The sequence below is a fragment of the Colwellia asteriadis genome (assembly GCF_039523295.1).
GTDB lineage: Bacteria > Pseudomonadota > Gammaproteobacteria > Enterobacterales > Alteromonadaceae > Colwellia > Colwellia asteriadis.
This window is the reverse complement of record NZ_BAAAFA010000002.1, coordinates 63,134-82,252: the sequence shown is the minus strand read 5'-3', so window position 1 is coordinate 82,252 and position 19,119 is coordinate 63,134. Positions and strand designations below refer to the sequence as shown.

13 protein-coding genes and 1 pseudogene are annotated in these 19,119 nt (G+C 38.6%); 4 read left to right on the top strand and 10 right to left on the bottom strand.

Going from position 1 to position 19,119, the window contains the following annotated elements; all coding sequences use genetic code 11:
- Nucleotides 1-191, bottom strand: a pseudogene (locus ABD005_RS03500) (hypothetical protein); the annotation flags it as partial.
- 123 nt (nucleotides 192-314) lie between these two features.
- On the opposite strand from ABD005_RS03500, the gene rsmD reads away from it, so the two are divergent.
- The 3 genes from rsmD to ABD005_RS03485 all read left to right on the top strand — a co-directional run bounded on the left by rsmD (nucleotide 315) and on the right by ABD005_RS03485 (nucleotide 2,948).
- Nucleotides 315-899: a 16S rRNA (guanine(966)-N(2))-methyltransferase RsmD gene (gene rsmD, locus ABD005_RS03495; protein WP_343815021.1), complete on the top strand. Its 585-nt coding sequence runs from the start codon at nucleotides 315-317 to the stop codon at nucleotides 897-899.
- 101 nt (nucleotides 900-1,000) lie between these two features.
- Nucleotides 1,001-2,395, top strand: coding sequence for a DNA-3-methyladenine glycosylase 2 family protein (locus ABD005_RS03490; protein WP_343815018.1), 1,395 nt, complete (start codon nucleotides 1,001-1,003; stop codon nucleotides 2,393-2,395).
- Nucleotides 2,388-2,948 (top strand): methylated-DNA--[protein]-cysteine S-methyltransferase, encoded by a 561-nt coding sequence (locus ABD005_RS03485; protein WP_343815015.1) that lies wholly within the window; start codon nucleotides 2,388-2,390, stop codon nucleotides 2,946-2,948. Before ABD005_RS03490 ends, ABD005_RS03485 begins: the two co-directional genes overlap by 8 nt.
- A gap of 113 nt (nucleotides 2,949-3,061) precedes the next feature.
- On the opposite strand, the gene ABD005_RS03480 is transcribed toward ABD005_RS03485, so the two are convergent.
- The 5 genes from ABD005_RS03480 to ABD005_RS03460 form a co-directional block, all read right to left on the bottom strand.
- The gene (locus ABD005_RS03480; protein WP_343815012.1) at nucleotides 3,062-4,036 is read right to left on the bottom strand and encodes a helix-turn-helix domain-containing protein; all 975 of its coding nucleotides are present in this window, start codon (nucleotides 4,034-4,036) and stop codon (nucleotides 3,062-3,064) included.
- 174 nt (nucleotides 4,037-4,210) lie between these two features.
- The gene (locus ABD005_RS03475) at nucleotides 4,211-5,806 is read right to left on the bottom strand and encodes a serine hydrolase (RefSeq protein WP_343815009.1); all 1,596 of its coding nucleotides are present in this window, start codon (nucleotides 5,804-5,806) and stop codon (nucleotides 4,211-4,213) included.
- Between the two features lie 64 nt (nucleotides 5,807-5,870).
- Nucleotides 5,871-6,509, bottom strand: coding sequence for a YjaG family protein (locus ABD005_RS03470; protein ID WP_343815006.1), 639 nt, complete (start codon nucleotides 6,507-6,509; stop codon nucleotides 5,871-5,873).
- 295 nt (nucleotides 6,510-6,804) lie between these two features.
- Nucleotides 6,805-8,283, bottom strand: a complete 1,479-nt coding sequence (locus tag ABD005_RS03465; RefSeq protein WP_343815003.1) for a hypothetical protein — start codon at nucleotides 8,281-8,283, stop codon at nucleotides 6,805-6,807.
- A gap of 139 nt (nucleotides 8,284-8,422) precedes the next feature.
- Complete coding sequence (locus ABD005_RS03460) at nucleotides 8,423-9,202, bottom strand: SapC family protein (RefSeq protein WP_215978419.1); 780 nt, start codon at nucleotides 9,200-9,202, stop codon at nucleotides 8,423-8,425.
- A 205-nt stretch (nucleotides 9,203-9,407) separates the two neighbouring features.
- Here ABD005_RS03460 and ABD005_RS03455 point away from each other — a divergent pair, with 205 nt between their 5' ends.
- Nucleotides 9,408-9,692, top strand: a complete 285-nt coding sequence (locus tag ABD005_RS03455) for a hypothetical protein (protein ID WP_343815000.1) — start codon at nucleotides 9,408-9,410, stop codon at nucleotides 9,690-9,692.
- Between the two features lie 21 nt (nucleotides 9,693-9,713).
- On the opposite strand, the gene ABD005_RS03450 is transcribed toward ABD005_RS03455, so the two are convergent.
- The 4 genes from ABD005_RS03450 to ABD005_RS03435 form a co-directional block, all read right to left on the bottom strand.
- A complete protein-coding gene (locus ABD005_RS03450) occupies nucleotides 9,714-12,554 on the bottom strand; it encodes an FAD-binding and (Fe-S)-binding domain-containing protein (RefSeq protein WP_343814997.1) in 2,841 nt (946 codons plus the stop codon).
- A 373-nt stretch (nucleotides 12,555-12,927) separates the two neighbouring features.
- Nucleotides 12,928-14,136 (bottom strand): exo-beta-N-acetylmuramidase NamZ family protein, encoded by a 1,209-nt coding sequence (locus tag ABD005_RS03445; protein ID WP_425544878.1) that lies wholly within the window; start codon nucleotides 14,134-14,136, stop codon nucleotides 12,928-12,930.
- Nucleotides 14,137-14,172: 36 nt separating this feature from the next.
- A complete protein-coding gene (murQ, locus tag ABD005_RS03440; RefSeq protein ID WP_343814994.1) occupies nucleotides 14,173-15,102 on the bottom strand; it encodes an N-acetylmuramic acid 6-phosphate etherase in 930 nt (309 codons plus the stop codon).
- 71 nt (nucleotides 15,103-15,173) lie between these two features.
- A complete protein-coding gene (locus ABD005_RS03435; RefSeq protein WP_343814991.1) occupies nucleotides 15,174-19,025 on the bottom strand; it encodes a sensor histidine kinase in 3,852 nt (1,283 codons plus the stop codon).
- Between the last annotated feature and the right edge of the window lie 94 nt (nucleotides 19,026-19,119).

The window sequence follows — 19,119 nt, the reverse complement described above, 5'->3', positions numbered from 1 at the left end:
TCTGGCAGGTCAGTGTTCAATACCTCGTCAGTCGTTACAACTACTTCTTTAGCTTTATCAACTACTTGCTCGGCTATTGGTTCGCTAATCGTTTCGTCAGTGTTATCAACTTGTACTGTTGTGGCTTCTGTTGCGATTTTTTCTTCTTCTGCTTGGTCTTGCTTTTTACCAAAACCTAACCAGGAAAACATACCTTTTTTCTTCGACACTTCTTTCTACCTAAGTAAATTACAGTATTAATAAATTTGGTATTAAAACCAAACAAGGATAAAATTGCCGCTATATTAGCATTTAAAAACAAAGCTGTCAGTGATATGAATTCAGGTAAAAAGCACGCCAATAAAAAATCGACCACAGGTCAAATACGCATTATTGCGGGTAAACATCGCGGGAGAAAATTACCGGTGCTGATGGCTGATGGCTTACGTCCAACCACTGACCGAGTAAAAGAAACGGTTTTTAATTGGTTAATGCCTTATATTCCACAGGCGCAATGTTTAGATTGTTTTGCGGGTTCTGGCGGTTTAGGTTTTGAGGCGCTGTCTCGCGGCGCAAAAACAGTGACCTTAATTGAACTCAATAAAGCCGCAGCCAAGCAATTACAGGCCAATAAAGCCTTATTAAGCGCTAATGAAATCAATGTTATTAACAACGATGCATTAAGCTTTTTACAACAAACAACCGACACCTTTGATGTAGTTTTTATTGATCCTCCTTTTAGACAGAATTTAGTAGCACAAACCGCTATTGCACTAAATGCAGGAAAACTTACTGATAATGCAATGATTTATGTAGAAATGGAAGTTGAGAGTACACAGCAGCTACCGAGTAATTGGGCGTTATTAAAAGAAAAAACGGCTGGTCAGGTAATTTACCAACTGTATCAATATCAACAATAAGTAAGAGTTAAGGTTTAGTTCCGATTCTGGCTAGCATAAATGTATTGCTTCGCTATAGTGTCAGTCATAACCATTTAACCACGATAACCTTGTATTGACCCATGCTTAATCCTTCTATTTGCCAAAAAGCTCGCCTTTCTCGAGATCCTCGTTTCGATGGTAAGTTTTTTACCGCGGTGAAAACAACGGGCATTTATTGCCGAACCATTTGTCCTGTTTACCCACCAAAAGAAGAAAACGTTATCTATTTTGATAGCGCAATAGAGTGTGCTAACGCTGGATTTAGACCATGCCTACGCTGCCGTCCAGATAGTGCGCCTGGTTCACCAGCATGGCAAGGTGCAAGCACTACGTTTAAGCGCGCAATACAATTAATCAATGAAGGGGCGTTACAAACAGCAAGCTTAGTAGAGTTAGCAAGCCGATTAGGTATAAGCGATCGTTATTTGCGCCAATTATTTAACGAACACTTAGGCATTTCGCCAAAGGCTTATGCGCTTTATCAACAGTGTCTATTTGCCAAACAATTATTACACCAAACAAAGTTACCAATAACACAAGTCGCTTTGGCGTCGGGTTTTAGTAGCATTCGTCGTTTCAATGACTGCTTTCAAGCTCAGTTGAAATTAACACCTTCACAATTAAGAAAATCAAATAAAAGTGATAATAAGTTATTATTAAAATTACATTATCGACCACCATTTAATTGGCCCTTGATGCAACAAACATTAGCCGCAAGAGCAATAGAGGGCATGGAGTGGTGTACAAGTAATAGCTATGGCCGCACTTTTACATGGCAAGAAGCTAACGGCAGCTTTACTGCTAAACATGTTGCAGCAGAAAATATATTTCTCGTTACAATCACATTAGATGACTTTAAATATTTAAAATCGGTTGTCACCAATATACGTCGTATTCTCGACGTAGATGTTGATATGCAAGCGGTAGAGCATGATCTAGCTCAGTGCCCTTCTATTATATTTCCGATTAAATCAGGTATACGTTTGCCCGGTATATGGAGTATGTTTGAAGCAGGAATTCGCGCTATTTTAGGCCAACAAGTTTCAGTAACCGCCGCACGGAATTTAGTCGCTAGTTTAGTCCATCACTTAAGCGAACCCACTAAAAGTGATGACGACAATATAATACACTATTGGTTTCCATCAGCGCTCGCTATCGCGAAGAGTGACTTAGGCTTTTTGAAAATTCCCACCTCGCGAAAGCAAACACTACGAAACTTAGCTCAATACTTTATTGATTGTCAGCACATTCAGGACGCAAATGATGCCGATCAGTGGTTAACATTAAAAGGTATCGGCCCTTGGACGGTTGCCTACGCCAAAATGCGCGGTTTGAGTGATCCTAATATTTTCCTCGCTGGTGACCTTGGCGTAAAAAAAGCACAAAAAGGACTAACGACACCACTGGAGCCAGAGCAAGCATCACCATGGCAAAGTTACTTAACCTTTCAATTATGGAGTCAATTACATGAATAAATTGGCCATGTATACCGACTATATCGACACTCCTCTGGGGCTTTTTGAGTTCAAAGCCTCTGAGCTAGGTATCACTCAGGCTATTTTTTGTGGTGACCTACCAGCGAACATAATAAATTCAACCGTAACTAATAGCATTACTGAGCGTTGTAAAAGCCAGTTAACTGAATATTTTGCGGGCACACGCCAAGTGTTTGACTTACCACTAACCCCCCAAGGGACAGATTTTCAGCAGTCGGTCTGGCAATGCTTAACACAAATACCTTTTGGTGAACATTGTTCTTATCAGGATATTGCTAAAAAGCTAGGTAAGCCGAAAGCCTCACAAGCCGTTGGCGGTGCCAATGGTAGAAACCCGATCACCCTAATTGTGCCTTGTCATCGTGTGATTGGCGCAAGTGGTGCATTAACAGGTTATGCAGGTGGTATCGAGCGTAAATTATGGTTATTAAAGCATGAGGGAGTATCTTTAAATACTAATGTTCAGGATAAGCACAGAGATATACAGCACGTCATTTCAACGCGACAAGCTAAAACTGATTTTTTAAATTAGGGGCTGTATAATTTACGATTGGCACTGACGTTATTTTTACTATAACGCCAGTGAACGTTTGTGAGCATTTATCTTATTGGCCTGAGTTTAGGTCACGGTTCACACTTAGGGCACTAGTCTTTATCTAAAAACTCCATTAAACCGACCAATGCAGCAAAAAGCACAGCACCTACCGGCCAAATAACCCAAGTTATTCCCCAATTCATCGTCCATAAACTCCAACCTAAATATATAGCGGTTAATAACGGCCAGTAAAATGCTGCAAGCTGCTCTGCACGTTTTTCACGTCTCGTTTTTACGGTATTAACGCAGTTATCTTTTAATATATTGTTATAGGCTTCATGTTGAGCAGATACTGGTGCAACAATATATATTCCTGTGGCAATCATCAGCATAAGTACCATTATCATCATTAACACGCTACCCGAACTACCATCAAGAATACTAACCAACAGTAAAGGCACTGCACTAGTAATAAATAAAAATATGCCTACTGACAGTCTTTTACTATAAATAGGTTTGAATTTTCGTAATTTGTCGTCAAAAATACTGTGCACACCATAAGCTAATTCGAATGGCTCATTCTCTATCGGAGCGATATCACTTTCATATTGATTCGCCTTAATGAAAAAACTAACGCCGAATGAAATCATCAATAATATACTAACCACCCCAAAAGCAGCGGCAATATCACCTGTTAAGTTCAAACGATTTGTTTCAGCCATAGCTAAAAAAAAGAATAATGGTATTACTGAGCAAACACAAAGCACAACACCTTTGGTGGTGAGCACCGACATTGCCATTTTATTGTCTACATATTTCAAGGCTTGCTCTAAGTTAATTTGCACGGTATTTGACGCTTTATTTTCATTTGTTGTGTCAACAATTTCAATATCGTCTTTCAATAAGTAGTCCGTAGTCACCTCAAAAATATCCGCTAGCATAATCACTCGGCTTAAATCAGGAATGCTGTTAGTGCTTTCCCATTTAGAGACTGACTGCCTTGAAACATTCATTTTTTCAGCAAGCTCTTCTTGTGACCAGCCAAGTTGCTTTCTTAATAGGGTAATTTTGTCTGCTAATATCATTAGGCTTATTCCTTTATCTACGTTTGAGCGATAATCATAGAAAAATCAGTGGTTACAGACTAGCAAGCCGAGTTGTTAATGTGTCAACCAGCGGTTGCAAATACCTTTTTTAAGTAATAAAAAGGGAATATTGCTATTCCCTTTTTATTAGTAACTACATTGTACTGTTAAATATTAGTCAGCTTGTTTTGGCTGTAATTTCAAGTCATGAAAATCAAAGCTAAAGTCTGTTAAATGTGATACTGCTTTCATCGTGGCATAGTTAATATCGCCCGACTCGCTTAAGTTAAAGTTAATAAAAGCATCGGCTTCTAACGTACGATCATGCCAACGTACAATAAAGGTATTATGTTGATAATGCTCCAATACACCATTTAGTTCGGGAGTATTACCAAACTGCATATTCAGCTTGTTATCTACCAGTACAATATGAATATCGCCATACCAATTATCTTGGTAAGTTTGTGCATATTTAGCTAGCGCTAACGATGGACGAGAGTCTCTATCAACAGCGGCCTCAGCTTTAGCTCGTCGTGCGGCTTCTTTTGCTAAACGTTTTTGTTGTTTGGCTTGATAATAATCAACCCAATCTTTCTTTGGTAACTCGAGGTATTCATTCAGAATTTGATGGTAAATAGCATTAAACGCATCGCCAGACTGTTGGTTAGTTAAAATTACCATGCCTAAGTCAGCTTCTGGTACTAGTACGACTTTTGACACCATCCCTAAAATACCACCGCTATGGTGAATCAATTTAACACCATGATAATCTTTTAAAAACCAGCCTAAACCGTAAGCAGAAAAGTGGGTTTTATCTTGCTCTGTAGCCTTTTGTGAAACAGATAAGAGTGTTTTAGCTTGCCACATAGTTTGGCTTTGCTCAGCAGAAAATAAACGCTGCTCTTTAGTACCGTACGCCCCATGGTTCAACTGTGCTTTTAACCAATAACTCATATCATGAACACTAGAAGCAACTGAGCCAGCAGCAGAAAACTTCTCTAAAAAGTTACCGCCAACCACGTTCAGCTTACCTTCTAGAGGAACATGAGCGCGGGCAACATTTTGGTTAGACGATTCAATTAATGAAAACATTGCGCGAGTATTCTTCATACCTAATGGAGTAAAAATACGCGCTTGAATCACTTCATGCCACGGTTGCCCTGTAACGCGAGTAATAACCTCACCGGCAATAATGTACATTAAATTATCGTAAGCAAACTCACTACGAAAGCTGGATACTTCAGGTAAGTATTTTATACCTTTGATAACATCGGTATTGGTTAACGTAGTGTGTGGCCAAATCATTAAATCGCCAGCACCTAAACCTAAGCCAGAATTGTGTGCTAACAAGTCAGTAATCGTAAATTCACGAGTCACATAAGCGTCTGGCATTTGAAATTCAGGAATAACATCAATCACTCGCGTATCCCAAGTGAGTTTTCCCTCATCAACTAAGCCCGCCAATAACGCGGCAGTCATCGCTTTAGTATTTGAAGCAATACCAAATAACGTATCTGGAGTAACTTTAGCGCTTTTACCTTGCTCAATAATACCAAAGCCTTTGCGCATCACCACTTCGTTATTTTTTACGATAGCAACAGCAACACCGGGTACCTGAAAAGTATCCATTGCCTTTTTAATGGCCAATTCAATTTTTTGATTTTTTACGACAAGCTCTGAGGGTTGGGCACTAACTTGCTCCGTAAACAATGTTGCCATAATCAATGTTGCTGACATGGCGAGCGACAGTGTTTTATATGCTAACTTCATACGTTGTCCTTTGTTCTTTTGATTTAATCTGATCATTAAGTGATAATAGTTACGCGCGATGGTGCTACTCTATTTCAATACCTAAATTTGACATGCCTTCTGATAACACCATTTTTTTAGCAAGCTGACAAGTACGCTTGTCAATGGCGGCAAACTGTAAAAAATCGAACAGCTCATTTTGCGTTGCTATTTCCCATTGCATTAAAGGATGTTCATTTATTTGTTCTTGGCTAATTTCAGCTTCATCATCAAGCTCTTCAATAAGCAATAATTCAACATAATAGCTAACGCTGTTATGAGATAAACGGCTAATACTTTGTACATCTTCCAAGTCACTTGGATCAATTTTACCCTTTTTAGCGGGCTTTATTTGCATTAATTGCCACAATGCTGTTAATGCCATACACGTATCAAGCGCTGGAAAAACACCAAAAAAATCGAATGCTTCTGGGTCAGGAGTTTGTGACTCTAGCTTAGTTAATTGTGCATCCGCATTAATTTTAACCGTGCGACTATCGCCCAACCACTGCCAAATAATATCAAGTTGGTTACGTAATAATTTAGCGTCACCAAAATCAGCGCTTTCACTAAACATTTGGTAGTTTGGTAACATCCGCTCTAATAGCGCGGCTGAAAAGGTAATTTGTTGCCAATGACTTAATTTAGCAAAAGGAAGGTGTATCGCCACAGTAATAATATCCAAAAAACAATAAAGCTTGGAGTATATACCCAATTCACGCTCAAAGGCGAGTTTAGCGAGCTGTATATAATATCTATTAAGTAATTTACGATGAAAAACTAGGAATTATATGTCCGCTATCAACCCAAGAGGTAAATAATTGCGGACACAGCAATGCTTAATAAAAACAACAAAATACATCCATGTAGCGTTACCTAAAAAGGCGATAACGCTGTAAAAATGACTAGGCTACACACTACTCTCGCGATTAAAGCCCTTTTAGCTCGAACAAAAGTTAACCGTGAAAGTTCAACAGCAGCTAGTTAGCTAATTGTTTTTGGGCATATTCAAACTTCAATCTATATTCGGTAAGTTTATGCTCTAATTCATTGATTTTTTCAGCTAAGCTTGCAGTCTCTTCGGCATGAGTTGCAATTAAGTTATGATTTTCATCACGTAAAAACTTTATTGTTTCTCGTACTTTGTTATTGTCCAGCTCTTGTTTTTCACGACTCGCATTAAAGCGTTGCAAGGTACTTTCTTCGCTTTCTTTCGCGGTTTTTATATCACTTTGCAGCGCCAATACTTGTTGTTGATATTGTTTAGCGTCATTTTGTTCTTTGCTAAGCTGCTCATTTAATTGCAAGTGGCTTTTTTCTACTTCTAGTAGTTTTTCTGTTGCACTGCTTTGTAACTGCTTTAACTCACTAACATATTGTTCTTGCGCTTTTTTATCATCAACTATTTTTTGTTGCGTTGCTTGATGTTTCGCTTCAATTTCAGCTATTTTTTCTAGGCTCAACGCTTGCTCTGCGCTCACTTGTTCTTGTGCTTTCACTAGTTCAGTTTTTAACTGCTCTGCTTGTTCAAGTGCTTGCTTCTGCTCTGTTGCCCATTTTTTTTCTGAATCAAGTTGGGTGTCTAACGTTTTTTGTTGTGCGCTTAACTGCTGCTGCAGCTCGGCATTATTATTCTGCTCTGCTTTTAATTGTTCTTGAATAGCAGCAACGGCTTTTTGTGTTTGTTGCTCTTGGTTTTCTAAATTACTTTTATTTTCTGCAATTAACTTATTTAAGCTATCGGTACTTGAAGTTAATTTTTCGTTAAGCGCATCGGCTTGTTTTTTCTGAGCAATTAATTCGTCAGCTTGCGCGTTAACTTGCTGCTGTGCCGCTGTTAATTCAGCCTGTAATGCTTGGGTATCGCCATCTTTTTCGGAGGTTAGCGTAGCAATTTGTTTTAATAAGCGCTGCTCTTGCTCTGTTAACACGGAAATTCGACCGTTCAAGCCGTCTATGGCTTGTTTTTGATCTTTCAGCTTTTGCTCAGTTTCTAAGAGTTTTTCTTGCAGCTTGCTACTATTATCAACAGATTGATTTTTTTGTTGTGATTGCTCATTCTGCACATTGGCTAACTTGTGCTCTAGTTGCTCAATGGTTTCTGTATAATTAATCGTATTTTGCGTTAGCTCTACTTGAAAGCTTTGTTTTTGTGCTTCAAGGTCTGTACTGTACTCTTTAATTTTAGCTTGTAAATCAGCAGCTTCTTTCGTTGATTTTTGTTGTTGTTCCGCTAATTTACGTTCTTGTTTTTTTAGTTCCGCTAAACTTTCTTGGTAACTTTTATTGAGTGCTTTAAAGTTATCATCTTGATCTAATGAAACCTTTTCATGGACACCCGTTTCAATGGCAGCACTAATTAAATGGGTTAGCTTATCTTCAATTTGAATATAAACATCACTCGCCACACTTTGTATTTGTTCTTCCAATTCCTTAGGAAGTTGATTTTTATTGGCCATATTAATTTTCCATAATGAGGGACTACTGCTTTCTCTAAACTACCACAGGTCTACAGAGACAGGAATACAGAATTTGAATTTTTTTTAAACACAAAAAAGGGTCCGAAGACCCTTTTATAAAAAAAAAGCGAAGTATTACTTAGCTTTCAGCTGTTTCTGCCTTTGCTTCTTCTTGTGCTACTGGTGCCATTTGCACAGAGGTTACTTTAGTTGCAGAGGTAAGATTTCTTAACTGTACTAAACGGTTAATTTGACCTAACGAACCTAACATTGCATAAATAGGTACAAATAAACCACGTTTATGGAAGTCTACAACTTTCTCGTCAGAAAGATCTCTAATTTTATCTTCATTAATCGTGAAAATACCCACTAGCTTTTTCTTTTCACCGTTACTTAAATCGATGTTTAACTGTAGTTCTTGTAATAAGTTGTTTTCTTCTAATTCTTTGATGAAGTTCTCAGTCATACGCTCGTTGTCATATAAACGACCTAATGACTGTTGAACATTTGTTAATGTTTCTGTTTCTTTACCTTCAGCGTCGTATAAGGCGATATCTTTATCTTCGCCAACAAACTCACTGTCAACATCAATACAAGCGGTTAATGTATTTTCTTTATCTGGGTCAATACCTAATGCAAAAGGTGCCATACCAATGCTTAGCGGCACAGATAAACCTGTCCATTTTTCATCTTGGTAAAATAAGTTTTCACCGCTTTCTAAACCTAACATAGCGATACTACGGTAACGTGGCGAATCAGGATTTTTAACTAAAACAACAGGAAAACTCGCTGAAGCTTGTGCATATTCTGCCGCTGTTACTGGCACGATATGTTGGTTAGCAACATGTGCTAAATTACGCTGTGTTGCAAGTTTAAGGTTTTGGTGTTGTTCTTTTCTTACTGGTACAAAATTAGCCATGTTTATATCTCTTGTTAATGCTTAAGTAGCATATTTATAATGTTGTAATTGAATTGCGATAACCAGAATGTCACGAAACTTCATAACTAGCGTGATTGATACTATTCATTAATTACTGCGTTGTTATAAGTTATGGTGACGCTAATTCTGCTTTCAATGCTAAACTTAAAAATAATTACTGATAATGATGTAAACAAGCTAATTTATGCTAAGACTGAGTCCGCTAATACTTTTATTATTTGCTATTAATGCCTTCGCGATCCCCAAAATTACCGTTAAACATCAACGTACTGCTAAGGGGTTCGCCCAAGTACAAGTGGTTAACAAAACCCTAGAAAAGCTTATTTGTCATGTTGCGATTAATGGTCATAAAAAAAAATTCACTTTAGTTGCTCATGAAGCTTCCACTTGGTACACCGCGACCGATAAGCGCTTTAATCACCGTCATTTTAGCATTTGGTGTAACCTCGATAGTTTACATAACCCCTAACGCCTACGGTAATTTTGGTAATTAAAGCGGTTCACTTACTTCATCAAGCAAGTATAAAAACGATTGGTAGCTAATATCACTGTGTGCGCTTAAACCTATTTCACAAGTTCTACTATTACTTAACCCCCGCTGACAACCTGACGGAATTTGCGCTTTAAGGGGTTCTAAGGCACTTTTGTTCAGTTCAGGCACAAAAAAGCCTTTATCACCAGCAAAGCCGCAGCAATTGATGTCATTAGGCACGACAATATTAGTACTGCATTGCTGAGCAATTCTCATTAAGTGCACTCCCCCATCTAACTTTTGGCTACTACAGGTTTTATGCAGCATAAAGGGATCATTAGAAGGAGAAATATTCAGCTTGTCTAACACAAACTGTGCAATAAACTCACTCGCTTCATAAATTTTAAGCGTTTGATTGGCTTCATCAAGTGTTAGCGCACAGGGACTAGCGTCGGTAACAATTGGCCATTTACCTTGCTCTGAGCATGCCATTAACATGGCAATGAATTCATCAGCCTTTTGCTGTGCTATGTCAGGTAACCCTTTTGAAGCCCAAGGCATACCACAGCAAAATTTATTGATATTTTCAGGTATGACTACTTGTACACGTGCTTTATTTAATACCGAGCGCATCACTTGTTGAATCGGGCGCTGGTCTTTACTGGTATTGTCTGTCGCAAAAATTCGATTAGCGCATGCGGGAATATAAATGACTTTCTCACTATGATATTCACTAATTTTTTTGTCCGTTTCGGCGCCCTTAGGCCACGCTGGATACCAAAGCGGAATTGTATTAGCACTCAACTTATTAACGGCGGCAAAGCTTTTAGTAAGTGCTTTTTCTCCAATAGTTTTACGTGTTAAAGCGGTGACATTAAGCCCTACTTTAGCTAACTGGCTAACGCCACTAAAATGAGCTGCCGCCTTAGTGGCAATAATCGTAGATGTTTTCGTTTGTTTCGCTGCACGTAATGATTTGATAAATTCTCCAGTATTAATACCTACTGGGCATTCTTGTCCGCATAAACCGGTTGCTGCACAGCTATCAATACCAAAATGCTGATAATCGCTAATCAGATCCTGATAATATTTACGCTCTTGCTCATTTAAGCCAGTGCTTGTTTGTTTTTCTTCAAGGTCTTTAATATGTCGCCACAGAGTAATGCGCTGTCTTGGTGTTAGGGTATAATTTTCTGAAGGGCATACTGATTCACAAAAACCACACTCAATACATTTATCAATAATATCATCAGCTGTTGGCATAGTTTTTAAATGACTGATATGCGCGTTGCCATCATCATTAATAATGACTCCGGGATTTAAAATATTTAGCGGATCAAAAAGTTGCTTTACTTTACGCATCATTTGATAAATAGCAGTGCCCCACTCCAGCTCAACAAAAGGCGCCATATTACGCCCCGTGCCATGCTCTGCTTTGAGCGAGCCTTGATATTCAACGGCAATTAACTGAGTAACCTCGTCCATGAAATTTCGATATCTCGCCACTTCAGCGGCACTGTCAAATGCTTGAGTAAAAACAAAGTGCAAATTACCCGCTAACGCATGACCGAAAATTATCGCCTCATCGTAGTGATATTTATCAAACAGTTGATGTAAATCAGCAATACCTTGAGCTAAACGCGCTAATGGTAAAGCGACATCTTCAATAATAACCGTAGTGCCCGCTTGACGATGAGCGCCAACCGCAGGAAAAGTGCCTTTACGTATTTTCCATAGAGCTTCAATAATGGCCGGCTCGCTAGTAAATTCGCGACAAGTGAGTAAATGTTTGCTCTGGCTATTAAGATGAGAAGCTATTTTTTGTTGTAATACACGCAAATTTTCCGCGGAGTCTGCCGCAAATTCAATTAATAACGCAGCACTGTTGTTGGGTAATTCATCAAAGTCCATCAGTGCCGCTAAATGTGATTTTACTGAATTTAGCGCTCGGCTATCCATCAATTCAATCGCTTCAACCTGTTCATTCGCCAGCAAATTAACCAACTGACAAGTAACATTAATATCATCAAAAACATACAAGCCCGTGGCTTTATGCGGCATCACTTTTACGGTGTGGTAAGTTATATCAGCAATAAAAGCGAGAGTTCCCTCTGAACCAATCATTAAATGACTAATAATATCAATAGGATCACTAAACTCTACTAAGGCATTAACCCCGTAACCTGTGGTGTTTTTTAAACGGTATTTATGCTGTATTTTTCTTAAAAGTTCAGGCTGCGCTTGTATATCGGCAGCAATAGTCATTAAACCATTAATTAATGTTGCGTGGTTTTGTTTAAATGTAGCGATAGAATCGCTGTCTGCGGTATCAAGGGTTGAGCCATCGGCAAAAATAAGTTTAATATCCGCCAATGTATGATAGCTATTATCTTTAACACCACAACACATTCCAGATGAGTTATTTGCGGCAATCCCCCCTACTTTACAGCTATTAATTGAAGCGGGATCGGGACCAATTTTCCGATGATACTGACTGAGTGCTTTGTTAGCACTAGCGCCGATAACTCCAGGCTGTAAGCAAACTTTATCGCCACTATCTAAAATAGTAATGCCTTGCCAAGCGCGACTTAAAATAATTAACACTGAATCAGTAATTGCTTGCCCAGACAAGCTAGTGCCTGCCGCACGAAAAGTAACGGCAACGTTATTATCACTGGCTGTGCGCATTATTTGGCTCAACTGCTGCTGCGAGTCAACACGTAACACAACTTTAGGTACCAACCGATAAAAGCTAGCATCAGTGCCATAAGCAAAGCGTTGAATATCTTTATCAATAATATTTTCTTTGGTGAGTATGGTTTTAATAACCATCAAAAAATTGGTAAAGTTTTTAATCATTAACGCGCGCTCCTGTTGAGTGATTCTATCCTTTTACCCTATCGCTTAAAGGCATCACTTGAAAATATATCATGCGTACTTCACTGACGCTCAATAAATAACACAGGCGTAATTATTTTGATTATTCAGAGAAATGATATTGCGCTATTACTTGTTAATACGCTGTTCACTATAACCTGAGCTCGCTTAAGATATATTTAACAATTTGAAATATCAGCAAAAGTTACTTTTCTGAGTACCTAGCTTGATAGTATTTATTTTTTCATATGGGAAGCAAGACAAATTTCGCGTCAATAGCTGACCTATTGCAAGTAAATTTAACGAAGAAGTTAGGAAAAAGCCGCTAGAGAAACATTTGTTAAGCCAAGACAGGTTACTTATATAATAAATATTGTTGCCTGAGAGCTTTATACTCCGTTAACGCGGGTTGCCAACTTGCTTTAATTTCACTTTCGGTTTTCCCGGCAATAATGGCTTTACGTAACTTGTCGGTACCCGCTAATTTATCCATAAATTTTGGGTGTTGAAAAAAAGTCTCATGCTGTTGAGCAAATGCTTGATGCCACTGTATAACATAGCGCAATGTTAAACCGCCATGATTGGTCTGAGCGCTTTGATAAAAGCGCTGCCCAGTTAATGTTTCATTCATCAACTTAGGTTTTATTGCCGCGCCAGGAGTTGAAACGGGCATAAAAGTATAATCACCTAATGACGTTTTATTATGCCCAATCACTTGAAAGGGATATGGTGTGCCTCGACCAATACTTATGGGGGTTGCTTCAAAAAAGCCTAATGAGGGATACAGCGCAATAGCCAGATCATTCGGTAAGTTAGGGCTAGGCTTGATAGGCAATGAATAAGGCATTTGATGATGATAGTTTGCGATTGGAATAACCGTTAATGCCAATGGTTTGTCAGTATTAAGCCAACCCTGACCAACAATCATTTTTGCTAATTCACCCACGGTTAAACCGTGTAATAAAGGAATAGCATGCATCCCAACAAAGGATTGAAATTCATGCTCTAAAACAGGTCCGTCAATGTACATGCCGTTAGGGTTAGGCCTATCGAGCACCATAAAACCAATATTGGCCTCACTGGCCGCTGCCATCATGTAGTGCATTGAGCTGATATACGTGTAATAACGCACGCCTACATCTTGAATATCAAAAACAATAATATCAACCGACGCCATTACCTCTACAGCAGGTTTTTTACTTTTGCCATAAATACTCACTAACGGTACGCCTGTTTGTTGATCGATACTGTTATTAAACTTTTCTCCAGCATCATGATCACCACGAAAACCATGCTCCGGCGCAAAAATAACCTGTACATTAATGCCTTGCGCGAGTAAAAAATCAACTAGGTGTTGATTATTTACTCTTGAGGTTTGATTAACGACTAAGCCAACGCGTTTACCTGCCAACTTGGGTAAGTACAATGCAGGCTGTTCAGCGCCAACCACTAATGTTTGTGGTTTTTCAAGCGGCGCTACATGACATGCTTGAACGGCAAAGCACATCAATAAGGCCACTAAAATATTACGCAGGAAAATCATGGGAATTACTATTTCTTTCATTATCAAACCAGTGCATTAACTATGAGTAAGTGGCAATTAATCACCAAGGGCTTCATTAATCGCTAAACGTAAAAAGCCATCATTCTGTGCTAATAATCGCTGACCTTGTTCCGCATCAATGCCAGTTTCAACTAATAAAATAGCTAGTTTAGCGCTATTGTCAGCTTGCACTAAAGCGGCTTTGCCTGTGTCGTAATCACAGCCAGTCGCTTGCATAACAATACGTATCGCACGCGCATAAAGCTTTTCGTTACTGGCATTTACATCAACCATCAAGTTTTGATAACTCTTACCGCTTTTAATCATACTTGCGGTGGTTAGCATATTTAACACCATTTTTTGCGCCGTCGCTGATTTTAATCGCGTGGAACCGGTTAAAACTTCTGGGCCAACCACAGGACAAATAGCAATATCAGCCTGACTAAGCACGGGAGTATCTGGGCTACAAGCAATACCAACCGTAGTAACCGCTAATGATTTTGCATACGCCAAACCCGATAAAACATAAGGCGTTCTACCGCTAGCAGCTAAACCAACCAGTACATCTTTTGCATTGAGATTAATATTTTTTAAATCATCAAGCACTAAGCTGGTGCTATCTTCAGCACCTTCAACCGCTTTAAAAATAGCTTTTTCACCGCCAGCAATAATGCCAACAACTTGTTGGTCTGACACACTAAACGTAGGTACACACTCCACAGCATCTAATACACCTAAACGACCGCTAGTGCCTGCACCAATAAAAATTAAGCGACCACCTTGTGAAAAAGCGCTCACAATAGCATCAACTGCCAGCGTTATTTGTGGCAGTACTGCTTGCACTGCTAGGGCTACTTTTTGATCTTCGTTATTGATGCGACTTAGTAATGTGCTGGTATCGAGTAAATCAATATCCATAGTCGCGGGATTACGCCCTTCGGAAACTAAGCTATCTAGCTCAGTAATTAAATTAGCTTGCTTGTTCATGATGTTGTGTTATTTGACGGGCTTTGTCGCACTTTACTGCATTTACTCAACAGACAAAAGCCCCTTTATGTTCATTTAAGTTTAGGTAATTTAATTTCAAATACAGTGCCTTGCCCTAACGTGCTTTGGCAGCTTAATTGACCATTAAGTGTGGTGTTCACTAAATTAAAGGCAATACTTAGACCTAAGCCTGTACCTCCTTGATGACGTTTAGTGGTGTAGAAAGGTTCAAATATTCTCGCAAGTGCCTCTGTATCAATACCGCAGCCATCATCTATTACCCGTAAAACATAATGATCTTCAACCGCAGCCCCTTCAATAGAAACCTTACCTTTCTTATCATTAAAAGCATGAGAATACGCATTTTGTATTAAAATAAACAACACCTGCCCTAATATCATTGGATAGGTTTTAATCACAACGGCATCATTGACTCTTAAATGTATTTGTAAGGCATTGTCTTCCATTGTACCGCGAACATTACTAATAACACTTTGACAAAGCGCCGCAAGATTAATGTCTTTTAAACGATCGTCACCATCTTGCTCAGCAAGTTGCTTAAAGCGCTGAACTAATATGGCAACTCGTTCAGCGTTATTTTGAATCAAGCGTAGGCTTTGTTGGGATTCATTTAAAAAATTATCGAGTGTTGATTTACTCAAGGTATTATTTTTAACATGAGCGTCTATATTTGCTCGCATATCTTCTAATAAACTTGCAGCGGTAATGCCAATGCTAATAGGGGTATTGATTTCATGAGCAACACCCGCAACTAATTGCCCCAAATATGCCATTTTTTCATTCAATATCAATTGCTGCTGTGTTTGTTGTAACTCATCAATATTCAGTTTCAACTGTTGATGTAAAGCCAATAAGTCTTGATGTGATCGTGCATTCTCTACAGCAATAGACGCATAAGAAGCTAAGGTTTCCAACAATGTGAGGTCGTGTTCACTGTAACTATTCTTAGTAATACTTTGAATACTCAGCACCCCCAGTACTGAGCCTGATCTTTGCATAGGAACATACATCATAGAGGCAACCGCTTGTTCTGTTAGGCCGCTAGATAATTGATGCTGTGAGTTGTCTTCTACAGAATAATAGCGTTGGTATTGCGTTTGGTAATCATTAATTAAAACCGATTGGTTGTGCTGTACCGCGTAAACCGCTAATTGTCCTGTTTTTTCCATATCCCGCACATAACTTTGATAACGTACACCACGCTCAACCGCATAATCAAACACCAACTGATTACGCTCATGATTAAGTAAACCTATGCCAAAACGATCCGCGATGAAAATTTTGCTTAGTTGCGTATAAATATCATTGAATAAATCTTCTAATAATAACTGCGTGGTTAATTTTTTGCCTATTTGATTAATCACCTCAATTTCATGGGTACGTGTATTAACCAAAGCTTCTAACTGTAAAGCCTGTGCGCGTACTAAACCAATACGCCAGCGAAAAACAAGCGCCACAATAAGTAATAATAAGCATAAAATAACTAGGCCAAACCACCATGTTTGCCAATAGTGTGGCTGCACGGTAAAGCTTAGTGTTAATGGTGCTATCAACGCAGAATATTTTGTATAGTTTGCTTTAATTTGTAACTGATAATGCTGCGGTGCTAAATTGCTGTAATGAATTTCTCGCGTATTGTTTTCTAAAGTACGCCATTTATTGTCTTGTCCTACAAGCTTATATTGATACTCAATTTCTTGAGAGTGTTGTATATCTGGACTCGCAATTTGAAGACTTATCTCATTTTCTTGTGGTGATAAGGTAAGCTGATCTAACCGTGCTAAGGGCACTTCTTCATCATTAATTCTAAAGCGTGTGAACAATAGTGATGAAGATGCAATTTCATCACTAAATTGAGTGGGATCGACAATAAGTACGCCTTTAGTGCCGCCATATGCCATTAACCCAGAACGTAATTGTGTATACGAGCCTAACCACGCGGTACCAATATCAATTCCAAGAGCACTATTAAAGTGAAGAAACCTTTTATTAGTTGGCTCCAATAAACTGGTTCCACTCCAAATACGCCCTTGTTCATCAAGCAACATATTAGCGCCAGGTTTATTGTTTCCTATATCTAATTCAGCTTTATGACGTTTAAATCTTGGCTTGTTAGCGCTAAGGTGAGTAACAGAATCAAACCCTATACTTGTTGCTAACCACATTTTATCTTGCTGAGTTGCTACCATACCTAAAACATAATTATGGCTTAAGCTTGCCTCAGTCTCACCCACTTTATAATGATCTAATACGGTACTATTATCCCTTAAACGATAAACGCCATTATGGGTACTAATCCATGCATTATTATATTTATCAGCAACTAAGGCGGTAACGGTGTCGCCCATTAAGCTGCCGTCAGTTTTTTTTAGCTCAGTACAGCTATCACTATTAAACGCCTTTTTACAAACCCCTTTGTTGGTGCCAACCAGTAAACTTTGGTCGGGTAACGTCAGTAAACGTAATACGGCATCATCAACAATATTTTTAACAAAACCTGATGTCAGTGTTAAGGTGGTTAAGTCAAGCTGTAACAAACCGGAAGAGGCAGTACCCACCCAAACAACTTTATCGTCTTGCTGCGCTAAAGAAACCGTATTACTAAAAGTTTTGCCTGTTACACTTTGCTGAATATTAGCGATACGCCCTTTTTTAGGATCAATTAAATCTAAACCGTTACCCGTGGTTCCGACTAATAGTCGTCCGTCATTTAACTCAAGAATAGTGCGGACATTGGCAAAGCTCAATCCATGCTGATGCTGCAGGCTATGGCGCATCATCACAAAACTATCACTAGTTAGGGTGTTTAATAGCTGTAAGCCGCCGCCCCAAGTACCAATCAATAACGTGCCATTAGCACTTAATAGAATAGTGCCAACATCATCAAAAGCTAAGCTGGTATCATCAGAAGGATCATGTTTGAACTGTTTAATCAACCGAACATCATCTTCATGAAACAACGCTAAACCTTTACCATAACTAGCGACCCAAACCTTTCCATTACTTTGCGGTACAATAGTGCGGATATAAGTATTATTTAAATCGTGCGCTCCACTATCAATTAAACTAACACTATTTTTTCCATCCCAAAGCCGCAAACCTTGCTTGGTTCCTAACCAGTAATTGCCATTTTTAGCCTGATAAATACTTCTAACATCAATGTTTTTCAGTGCTTCAACTAACTCAAATTTGTCACTATTTACCTCTTTTATAAAAAGTCCCTTAGTACTACCTGCAATTATTTTTCCGTCTTTTTCAGGTGAAATATAAAAGCTGATGCTATTGGCAATAGGAAAATCAAACGAAGTTATAGTGAGCTTTTCGGTATCTATTTTATCAACGCCTAACTCATGACCTAACCATAAGTAACCTTGATGATCGAAACGCAAAGTACGCAAGGTATTTGTACGTAGTTTTAACTGGGTTGATTGGGTATTAAAATGAATAAATTTCTGTTCACGAGGAGAATAACGACTCAAACCTGAGGTGCGAGTAGCAAGCCAAATATAACCCTGCTTATCTTGTGCCAACGCAATAATATAGTTTGCTGCAGGAGTATTGCTATTATCAGGTTGATGGGCATAGCGCCTAAATTGGTAACCATCAAAACTCATTAAACCATATTGACTACCAAACCAAAAAATTCCATTTTCAGCTTCAATACCGGAAGTAATGACGCCACCAATAAGCTTACCTTTATCGTCAACTTTTTTAAATAGTGGGCTCGCATAACGAAAGTCATCAACTGTTTGTGCCATCACAGCAACAGAAAGTAAACTATAAAATAGCGTATGAAAAATACATATCCATGCCCTTAAGGGCTTATAACTTAACAAAAATCCCTTTGCTAATGCTGAGTAAAGCATTAAAAAATATCTCGCATAAGTTGCCTCTGTATTCATTAATACACTAAGTATTAATGAACTCAAAACAATTGCAACCTTACATTACATTAAACCCTTTTATTAACTTGAAAATAGCGATTTACTTATTTAC